The sequence below is a fragment of the Pseudomonas sp. FG86 genome (genome assembly GCF_057808775.1).
Genome location: NZ_JBMDIS010000049.1, coordinates 40,740 through 50,138 on the forward strand (window position 1 = coordinate 40,740; position 9,399 = coordinate 50,138).

Here is a 9,399-nt window from a genome sequence, read left to right on the forward strand (position 1 = left end):
ATTTTTTTAGGGTAAAAGGGCTGCTCATGCGCTAGGGCGGCAGCTCAGAATCAACACCAGGGACAGCAAGGTGATGCAGGCCCCGCCGATCAGCAGCGATTGAAAGTCGCCACTGGCTTCGATCAGCCGCCCAGCCACACTCGGGCCGATGGCCAGGCCGCCACCGATCACCAGGTTGGAGGCGTTCATCAGTTTTCCGGAGCGGTCGAGGTCGGCCAGGCAGGCCAGAATCAACGGCAGGATGAAGGTCCAGGTGAACTTGAACAGCAGCGCGGCCAATGCAAAACGCAGCATGTCGGGTTGGCCCAGCAACAACAGCACCGAGCCTGCCATCACCGCGTAACCGAGCAGCAGCAACAGCAGGCGTGGCAGACGATTGCCGATCAGCGAGGCACAACCGGCACCGACAATGCCTGTCATCGTGGCGATGGCAAGGATCTCGCCGCTGGACTCGGCAGAGAGGCCGGCGCGTGTGCTGATGGAACCGATAAAGGTCCAGACGCCGCTCAGGCTGATGTAAAAACTCAGGATGCCAAGAATGCCCAGTGCGGCCTTCCACTTCGAGGCGAGGGCTACTCGCTCGGCAGCTTTTTCAGCCGGCGGGCTGCCCTGGGGGAAATAACGAGCCAGTGGCAGAAAAACGGTCATCAGTCCGGCGAGGATCAAGTAACAGGCTGACAGCCCGTAGTGTTCGAACAGGCGTGGCAGGATGCTCAAACCCATCGCCCCGACCACCAGTTGCCCCATCACCCATAAGCCATAGACGCGTCCGGGGTTGGACGTCGAGGCCGCGCTGGACAGACAGATAATCATCAATGAACCGCCGGCCAGGGCGCTGCAAAAGCGCAATGCCAGGAGCATCGAATAATCATGGGCAAGCATGGAGAGCAGGTTGGCTGCGATAAACACAACCCCGGCCACCAATGCGGCGCGGCGCCAGTCGACACGTTTGAGCCACCAGAGAGCGGGCAGGGTGGCCAGGCTCATGGCGCCGAGTTCAGTGGAGAACAGATCGCCGATCTGTGAGGCGCTCAACTGCCATTGAGTCGCCAGTTGCGCCGCCACTGCCGGTGCGGTCATGAGGATGGTCGGGGTGATGGCGGCAAACAGCACAATGGCGGCCAGCAATGCCAGTTGCGATGAAGCGAGGGAACGCTGATGGGGCAGCGGTTTGGTCTGGGTGTTCATGGTCAAGCTCCGATGAATGAATTCAGAACACATGGACCAGGCGCAGCAGCGCGTCGGTGCCGTGATAGCCGTTGTCGGTGGCGACGTTCTGCGAGAGGCTGAACATCAATTGATTCTGTTGATCGAGCCAATGACCGACTTCGAAACCCACCTGGGTGTAGCGCTTGTGGGTGTCGTCGATGCGCTGGTCATTGATGCGCAGCTCGCCGCCATCGGCGTGGATCAGTCGCAACGCGCCATAGGTGCTTGGGGTGAAGTCGTAGGAGGCAAAGGCTTGCAGTCGATACAGCGGGTCCTGTTTCAGGTCGCTGCCGAAGTAGTCGTCGTTCTTGCCATAAAGCTGGGCTTCGAGGTTGGCTTCCAGCACCCATTTTTCACCGATGCCCTGGGTGTAGTTGTAAACGAAGGTGGCGCCCCAGCGATTGGCGCCGGGCGACACATCTGGATGGTTGCTGTGGTACTCACCCACCGGCAGGGTAATCAGGCTCAGCAGTCCGCTGTAGGTGCGCGAGGCGGGGTCGTTGATGAAGAACACTGTGCCGCCGACCTGAGGATCACCGAATCCGCTTTCTCCAGTGTGCTGGCTGGCACCCGGCAGGCGGGCGTTGATGTCGGCGAAGGGCACGATGAACTGTGGCGTGCAGAGCGTGCCGCAGATGTCGGTGAAAAAGACCTGGCGATAAGCCACAGCGTTGACCTTCAGGTCGGCCTTGCCGGTGCTGTCGGCCGGGCCGTGGAAATCGCCGGCGCGGCTTGCCGGCAAATACAGTACGCCCAGGGTGGTGCCCGAGGGCGCGCCAAAAAAATCCCGGGCGTTGAGGTCGGCAGCGCCAGCGTGCAGGCTCGACAGACCACTGATGAGGGCCAGTGCGGTGTTGCGGGTGAAGGTCCTGGTCATGGGCATTGCATCTCTTCTTTGAGTTGTTGTGCGGCGAACGGATCGCCCGTCATTGGCAGAGGGGCAAAAAAAGCGCAAAAGCGCCCCGTGGCGGTCAAAAGGACCGCGAAAAAGTCAGCGCGAGTCAGCGGTGCAGATCAGTCGGGCGGGGCGTGCAGCAGATGAGCTATTCGGGCTTTGTCCTTGACCCCGAGTTTGCTGTAGATGGCGCGGATGTGGTGGCGCACGGTATTGGGTGACATGCCCAGATCGCGGGCGACTTCCTTGTAGGTCTTGCCTTCGCCGAAGCCCTGGGCCACATCGTTTTCCCGTGGGCTCAGTTGCACCAGCACCGTGCGGCTGCGGGCTGCCAGCAGGAACAGGTCACCGACCGTCGAAGCCTCGACCTGCAAGTGCTTGCCTTCATACCCCTGGGCGTCCATCGCCACCGGCAGGCAAGGGCCGGTCCAGTCCGGCCATTCGCTCAGCAGCAAGTCGACGAAGCCACGCTCCGCGCAGTGCAGTGTGCCGCGCTGGTCGCATACGGCGAGCGCCAGATTGCGCGGGCTGGTGAGGGTTTCGCGCATGGCCACCAGGGTGCGGATCTGATTGGCCGATACCGCCGCTACCAGATGCAGCATGAGGTTGTTCAGCAACAGGCAATCCTGACCGGTAAAGCACGGTGCGTCGGGAGCGCGATACACCGTGAGGTGATCACTGAGGTGGGTTTGCGGGTCGACGTACGCAACGCACAGCAATTGGCCAATGCCATACAGCTCGCCGAGCCAGTTGAGCCCAGGACCGCTGGCGGGGTTGCGCATGTCGACGATGACCGCTTGTCCCTGGTTGTCGTGGACCTTGCCGACGGTCACGTCGATATGACGAATCGATTGCCAGTCCGGCAGGTAGCTGCGGGGCAATTTGTAGAGGTAGGAGTGGTGTTCTTCAGGCAACCCGTCAATCAGTGCCGCACGGCCCCACCAGGCACTGTCGAAGGGCAACAGTTGGCTGATGCAGCTCAACGCGGCGTGATGGAAATGCTCGATATCTTTGTTCTGTGCCAGGCGCTGAAGCTCCAGTGTTATCGCGCTGAACGCTTCCAGGAGGCTGGCATATCCACGGTCATGACGGCTCATTCGTAGGTACCTCTGTGCGACATTCTTATTGTTTTCGTCACGAAGTCATTAAGGACCGGAACGTCGTCTGGACGTGGGCAGGGCCTGGGGATGAGTATCAGCGGTTTGAAAGAGGATCGCTATCCTACAGATGCACGATGGATCGTATGACTGACGGCTGCGGGCATCGGCTGTCGCGCAAACGCAACCGGGCTTTTTTATGGCAGACAGGAGCAAATGCCTTAGCAGTCTCGTACAAGTAATCCGCATCGGTTTGCTATCAGATTCTGAGTATCGACTCGATTGGCAAGGGACAGACTGATGTTCTTCAAGAAAAGTAAACCGATGCAGGCGCTCGCTGAAACCCTCAACCGGTTGCTTGCCGGTGAGGCGGATGAGATGCAGGCGCTGGCCGCTTATCCGAGCGTGCAGGCATGTCTGGAACAGCTCGCGCAGCAGAGAGCCCATGCCAACCAACGGCTTCTTGCGGCCGATGAACGAGCCATGGATCAGGCCGCTCGATTGGAATGCGGTGAACAAGCGCTTGAAGCCGTTCGTCAGCAAGTCGAGCAAAGCCGGCAACGCGAAGAGGCACTGGAGGCCGAGCTGAAACAGCACATTCAGCTGTCACGTCAGCATCAGCAGGAGGCGCAAATCTGGGAACTGTTGCAGTCAACCCTCACCGAGGGCTGCTGGGACATCACCGTGGTCAACGGTGACGTTCAGGACCCCGGCAGCCGGATGCGGATTTTCAATCAATTTCGCCTCCTCATGGGGTATTCCCCGCATGAGTTGCCCGACGGCTGGGATGCTCAAGTCAGCATCACTCATCCTGACGACTTGCCGAAGATCATGGCGATCTTTGACCGTGAGATTCTCGGCATGCACGGCAGTGGTGAGTACGTGTTTGAATACCGGATGCGCCACAAGACGCGTGGCTACATCTGGTGTCGAGAGCGGGGTCGAGCTGTGCGCGATCAGCAGGGACGCTTGACCCGGGTGATCGGCGCAGTTCGGGATATCAGCGATGAGCAGTCAGCCAAGGCCACCCATCACCAGTTGCTTGAGCAGAGTCAGGCGACTTATGGCCAGATTGCGACGGTGGTCAGCGTCATCAAGGGCATCGCCGACCAGACCAACCTGTTGGCCTTGAATGCCGCTATCGAAGCGGCCAGGGCAGGAGAGGTCGGGCGCGGGTTTTCAGTGGTGGCCGATGAAGTCCGCAAACTGGCGGAAAATACCCGCCAGGCGACGCATCAGATTCAGACGATGTTGCATCAGCACAAACAGTAAGCCTGTTCAGGCGCTGCACCCGGCAGCGCCTGAATGGGATCAGAACGGTACGGCCACCGTTAGCTGGCTGTAGACGTTGGTAGCGTTGCCGCCCACCTGGTTCCCACCCGTGGTCGCATCCTTTTTTGGCTGATAAATGCCGACCAAAGGGCTGATGATCAGGTGGCTGTTGACCGCCCATTCCACATACAGATCCAGCTCCCTCGCATCGAGATTCAGTGCATCGCTTTTGCGTAGGGTATTGAAGTCGAAGTACAACGCGCCGACCGTCAGGTTTTCCAATGGGGTCGCCTTCAGGCCGACATGCTGGATACCGGTGTTGCTGTTGAAGGGACCTGCGTAATTGGAGGCCACTTCACCCTGGAACCAGGTGCCGTAACCGCTGCTTAGCCCAGTAAACAGTGGGTCCCATTTTTGCGAGTAACGGGTGTAGCGGTAGGTCAGTTTCGGTGACCAGGTCACGTCCGCGAAGGTATAGCCGGCTTCGGCATACCAGGCTTTTTGAGGGCCGGCATCCTTGTCTTGCCAGGCGTATTCAAACGCGAAACTGGCGTTTTCCATGCCCGCGTTGCCTTCGCCGCGCAGACTGTAGGTATTCAGGCCTTCGCGTTGTTTCTGGAAGTCGCTGGCCCATTGGTCCGTGACATCAATGCCGTGGACCCAGGTCAGGCCGAGCGTACCGGCGGCAGCCGTGTAGTCGAGGGTGCCCGCCGCCAGCTCGGTTTCCGCCTGGGCGCGGTTATCGGACTTGAGCCACAACACCGAGCCATGCAGGCCTTCCTGCCCGCCCAGGCGCAGGACTGCGGTGCGATCGAAGGCGTGCCGCGCCGCGAGGTAGTAGGCGCCTCCGCGATTCAACGCGCCGTCGGCCGGGCCTTTCCCCAGATTAGGACCGTCGTCGTTGATCAGGAACCCTCTGCCGACCTTGACCACCTGGCGACCGGCGGAAAAATCGATGCCGTCCTTGCCAAGCGCCGGGAACAGATCGGCGGAGCGCCATCCGAGGTACGCATCTTCGATTTTGGTCGTGCGTTCCGAACCGTCGGTATTCCCCGCCGCATCGCCGTCGCCCCAGGTGCCGGAACTGACCCAGTTGAGTGCGCCGTAGCCGGTGCCGAACCCGGCCAGGCCTTGGTCGCCGCTCACGCCATACTTGATGAATCCCTCCCGCCAGGTTGAACCCCCGGGCGTACCGTCGTAGTTGTTACGGCTGTTGAACATCCCGTATACCGAAAGGAAATCAGCATTCAGATGGGTGTCGTCATCGGCATACAGCTCATAGGCCTGGGCCGATGAATCAGCGATCAAAAGGGCTATACCCAGACCAACGGCCTTGGACAGTGAGCGAGTTTTCAGCGTTTGCTCCATTGTTACGTTCCCCTGCAGGGTTGGACAGCGATGGCGCATTAGGGCAACCGCGAGCGGGGCAAGTCTTTCACCTGCGTGCCACGCAATTGACCCTGCCAGCCAAGCCGTGCACCTTGGCAGACAGCAACAAAACCAAAGGCAGACATGGGCAAGACGACCAGGATGGGAGGGGCGCACAGTGATGGTGTACTCGATCCCGTTTCAATCAGGGACTGGCTGGGGAAGGCTTCATCGCCGGCGCCTTGAACGGTTCGATACATCCACTAAGAAATCCGCTTTCGAGGATCCGCACCATGTCGATCAATGACCGGCTCACACAGCATTTGAAACAGGGCACGGTGGGCTTTCCCACGGCGCTCGCCAGTACCATCGGCCTGATCATGGCCAGCCCGGTGATTCTCACCGCCACCATGGGGTTTGGTATCGGCGGCAGCGCTTTTGCGGTGGCCATGCTGATTGCGGTGGTCATGATGCTGGCCCAGGCGACGACCTTCGCTGAAGCGGCGTCGATCCTGCCGACCACCGGTTCGGTCTACGACTACATCAATTGCGGCATGGGCCGGTTCTTCGCCATCACCGGCACCTTGTCGGCCTACCTGATCGTGCATGTGTTTGCCGGCACGGCGGAAACCATCCTTTCCGGGGTCATGGCGCTGGTGAACTTCGAACACCTCAATACCCTGGCGGAGTCGGCCGGCGGCTCGTGGTTGCTCGGGGTGGGGTTTGTGCTGGTGTTCGGTATTCTCAATGCCTTTGGCGTGAGTGTGTTTGGCAAGGCCGAGATCATCCTCACCTTCGGCATGTGGACCACCTTGATGGTGTTTGGTGTGCTGGGGCTGATCGCGGCGCCGGTGGTGCCACTGGAGGGCTGGTTCGGCGTATCGCAGGTGGGCACCGACATGACCACCATCCTGTCGTTGGTGGGCATGGCCATGTTCATGTTCGTCGGCTGCGAGTTCGTCACGCCGTTGGCGCCGGACCTGCGCAATTCGGCCAGGGTCATGCCCAAGGCGATGATGCTGGGGCTGCTCGGCGTCGCCAGTTGCATGTTCATTTATGGCGCGGCGATGAAGCGCCAGGTGGAGAACGTGCTGCTCGACGCCACCACGGGCGTGCACCTGTTGGATACACCGATGGCGATCCCGAAATTCGCGGAACAGGTGATGGGCAGCATCGGCCCGATGTGGCTGGGGATCGGCTTTCTGTTTGCCGGGGCCGCGACCATCAACACCTTGATGGCCGGGGTCCCGCGCATTCTCTACGGCATGGCGGTGGATGGCGCGTTGCCCAAGGTCTTCACCTACCTGCACCCACGCTTCAAGACCCCGCTGTTGTGCATCCTGGTGGCGATGCTGATTCCTTGCCTGCACGCGCTGTACCTGGGCGGCAACACCGACAACATCATGCACCTGGTGCTGGCCGCCGTGTGTGCCTGGAGCTTTGCCTACCTGTTGGTGACGATCTCGGTGGTGAGCCTGCGTATCCGCCGCCCGGATCTGCCGCGCGCCTATCGTTCGCCGTGGTTTCCGTTGCCGCAGATCCTGTCCAGCCTCGGCATCCTGCTGGGCATGTGGTTTATCACGCCACCGGGGATGAACCCGGCGGACATCTACATTCCGTTTGGCGTAATGCTGGCCGGCACCGCGGCGTATGCCTTGTTCTGGACCCTGGTGGTGCAGAAGGTCAATCCGTTCAAACCGGCCTCGGTGGAAGAGGTGTTGACCAACGAGTTCGCCCACGAACCGACCCAGCCTCATGCCGAGTATCAGCGCCATGCTGCAAAAACTGTTTGAGCGGTTCAGCGCCCGGCATACCCCGGCGGGTTATCGCCCTGGGGTGACCCTGGAGCACCTGCGCCGTAACCTCGGCCTGGCGCATTTCCAGCACACCGCGTCGGCCACGGCCGAGGCCGTGTTGCAGGATGGCCAGTTGCACGTGGAGATTGTCGAACGCACCGAGTCCCAGTTGCTGATGCACCTGGTGATGACCGAGTTCCTGCTGCGCGTGCCTGCTTCGCGAGAGGGCACCGCGAGTTTTGAGCTGCACCACACCGGGGCCGTCCGGCGTACCGGTATTCGTTGTCGGCAACGCAGCGGCGACCCGGCGCTGCTGGCGCTGATGCAGCCTGACGGGGACTTGCTGCGGGCGTTGATGCCACTGGATTTCAAACGCCTGCGCATCGAGTTGCGGGCCGGCCAGTGGTGCGTACGCCTGGAGCATATGGGCGGCAGCGAGGTGGTCAACCGCATGCCCGCGTTTCGTCGCTACATCCCGCTGAGCGCCGATCAGCGCAATGGGTTAGTCGCGACCTTGCTGCATTTCCAACGCGTGCTGGCCGCGCTCTGATCGCAGGTTTTGGCACCATTAGTGCAATCGCTTTGGTTAAGACGGATGTGTTGCGCGCACTTAGATAACATGTTAACTATTGCGCGACAACAACAACAAAAACCAAGGTGGACATAACCATGATCATGCAGTCGGCTGGACAAGAGGGGCTCGACACCTGGACCCGCGATCTGCGCGCGATCTGCGGTCACTTCAATACCGAACTGGCCTTCAATCGCTCGCTGTTTATCGGCAGTATCTCGTCCGGTTACCGTGGCGGGCTGCCCCTGGCTCACTTGCGCACCAACGCGGGCCTGATCAAGCGCCCCAAGGTCTGCGCTGACCACGATGACGACCAGCAATGTTTTCTGGTCAGCCAACGCAGCGGCTATAGCCAGATTGCCCAGGACGGCCAGGTCATTCGCCTGGGCCCAGGCGAATTGCTGTTGATGGACTCGGTGGGCTCCATCGAGATCACCCCGTTCGGGCTGATCGAGCACGCCTCCCTGTGCCTGTCCCGTCATGAAGTGTGCAAGCAACTTGGCGCGCGGCCGCGCACCTTTGGCAAGATCTCATCGAGCAAAGCCTGCGGGCGCATGCTGCATGTGCTGATGGACCAACTGTGTACGGACGCCCTGGAAGGCGAGGCGGCAGAGGCAGAGGGCCTGGCATTGCAGTCGGCGTTGGTCGCGCTGCTGGGCTCGGCCTTTGCGCAGCAGGAGGAGGCGAGTGACGACTGCGGCGCGTTACAGGGCGTGAACCTGCGCAGCTACGTGCAGAAGGTCATTGATGAGTCGCTCAACCAGCCGGGGTTGAGCCCGGTGGGCCTGGCCAATCGCCTGAATATCTCGGTGCGGCATTTGTACCGACTGTTCGAAGCCGAGGACGACAGTGTGTGCCGCTACATCCAGCGGGCACGGCTCAAGCGCAGTGCCGATGACCTGGCCAATCCGTTCCTGCGTGGCGAGTCGATCACCTCGATTGCCTATAAGTGGGGTTTCACCGATTCAGCCCACTTCAGCCGCTCGTTCAAGAAGCAGTTCGAGGTGTCGCCCAAGGATTTTCGCTCCAGCCATTTGCAGCAGATGGCCGAGGTGGTGTGAGCGCGCAACGGGCAGGGACGCAGTGGTCGTCGAGCCTGCGTCCTGGTGATGCCAGTCAGTTAAGGCGGAACACAATAACTGTGGCGAGCGGGCTTGTTGTGGCGAGCGGGCTTGCCCCGCGTTGGGCTGC

General features: G+C 60.8%; 8 protein-coding genes. 4 read left to right on the plus strand and 4 right to left on the minus strand.

From position 1 onward, the window contains the following. Nucleotides 1-24: 24 nt before the first annotated feature. From ACODSV_RS24840 to ACODSV_RS24850, 3 genes are all read right to left on the minus strand, one after another. Nucleotides 25-1,188, minus strand: a complete 1,164-nt coding sequence (locus ACODSV_RS24840; protein ID WP_150055353.1) for an MFS transporter — start codon at nucleotides 1,186-1,188, stop codon at nucleotides 25-27. Nucleotides 1,189-1,210: 22 nt separating this feature from the next. Continuing rightward, entirely contained in the window at nucleotides 1,211-2,092 is an 882-nt protein-coding gene (locus ACODSV_RS24845) for a transporter (protein WP_173903841.1), read from the minus strand. 131 nt (nucleotides 2,093-2,223) lie between these two features. Further along, nucleotides 2,224-3,201: a helix-turn-helix transcriptional regulator gene (locus ACODSV_RS24850; protein WP_150055352.1), complete on the minus strand. Its 978-nt coding sequence runs from the start codon at nucleotides 3,199-3,201 to the stop codon at nucleotides 2,224-2,226. Between the two features lie 300 nt (nucleotides 3,202-3,501). Between ACODSV_RS24850 and ACODSV_RS24855 the strand changes: the two genes are divergently transcribed. Next, the gene (locus ACODSV_RS24855) at nucleotides 3,502-4,473 is read left to right on the plus strand and encodes a methyl-accepting chemotaxis protein (RefSeq protein ID WP_173903848.1); all 972 of its coding nucleotides are present in this window, start codon (nucleotides 3,502-3,504) and stop codon (nucleotides 4,471-4,473) included. Nucleotides 4,474-4,512: 39 nt separating this feature from the next. Here the strand turns inward: ACODSV_RS24855 and ACODSV_RS24860 are convergent, their stop codons facing one another. Further along, complete coding sequence (locus ACODSV_RS24860) at nucleotides 4,513-5,841, minus strand: alginate export family protein (RefSeq protein ID WP_150055351.1); 1,329 nt, start codon at nucleotides 5,839-5,841, stop codon at nucleotides 4,513-4,515. A 293-nt stretch (nucleotides 5,842-6,134) separates the two neighbouring features. Here ACODSV_RS24860 and ACODSV_RS24865 point away from each other — a divergent pair, with 293 nt between their 5' ends. The 3 genes from ACODSV_RS24865 to feaR all read left to right on the plus strand — a co-directional run bounded on the left by ACODSV_RS24865 (nucleotide 6,135) and on the right by feaR (nucleotide 9,269). Next, on the plus strand, nucleotides 6,135-7,634 hold the full coding sequence (locus ACODSV_RS24865) for an APC family permease (protein ID WP_102625746.1): 1,500 nt from the start codon (nucleotides 6,135-6,137) through the stop codon (nucleotides 7,632-7,634). Then, nucleotides 7,615-8,187 carry a DUF3156 family protein gene (locus ACODSV_RS24870; protein WP_102625748.1) on the plus strand — a complete coding sequence of 191 codons (573 nt, stop codon included), beginning with the start codon at nucleotides 7,615-7,617 and terminating at the stop codon, nucleotides 8,185-8,187. Before ACODSV_RS24865 ends, ACODSV_RS24870 begins: the two co-directional genes overlap by 20 nt. A gap of 119 nt (nucleotides 8,188-8,306) precedes the next feature. Then, nucleotides 8,307-9,269 carry a transcriptional regulator FeaR gene (feaR, locus tag ACODSV_RS24875; RefSeq protein ID WP_024075640.1) on the plus strand — a complete coding sequence of 321 codons (963 nt, stop codon included), beginning with the start codon at nucleotides 8,307-8,309 and terminating at the stop codon, nucleotides 9,267-9,269. Nucleotides 9,270-9,399 lie beyond the last annotated feature (130 nt).

Excerpts from the sequence above, each read along its gene's own strand:
- ACODSV_RS24855 (WP_173903848.1), top strand. The coding sequence starts at position 3,502 with ATGTTCTTCAAGAAAAGTAAACCGATGCAGGCGCTCGCTGAAACCCTC.
- ACODSV_RS24860 (WP_150055351.1), bottom strand. The coding sequence starts at position 5,841 with ATGGAGCAAACGCTGAAAACTCGCTCACTGTCCAAGGCCGTTGGTCTG.
- ACODSV_RS24840 (WP_150055353.1), bottom strand. The coding sequence starts at position 1,188 with ATGAACACCCAGACCAAACCGCTGCCCCATCAGCGTTCCCTCGCTTCA.
- ACODSV_RS24870 (WP_102625748.1), top strand. The coding sequence starts at position 7,615 with ATGCTGCAAAAACTGTTTGAGCGGTTCAGCGCCCGGCATACCCCGGCG.
- ACODSV_RS24850 (WP_150055352.1), bottom strand. The coding sequence starts at position 3,201 with ATGAGCCGTCATGACCGTGGATATGCCAGCCTCCTGGAAGCGTTCAGC.
- ACODSV_RS24845 (WP_173903841.1), bottom strand. The coding sequence starts at position 2,092 with ATGCCCATGACCAGGACCTTCACCCGCAACACCGCACTGGCCCTCATC.
- ACODSV_RS24865 (WP_102625746.1), top strand. The coding sequence starts at position 6,135 with ATGTCGATCAATGACCGGCTCACACAGCATTTGAAACAGGGCACGGTG.
- feaR (WP_024075640.1), top strand. The coding sequence starts at position 8,307 with ATGATCATGCAGTCGGCTGGACAAGAGGGGCTCGACACCTGGACCCGC.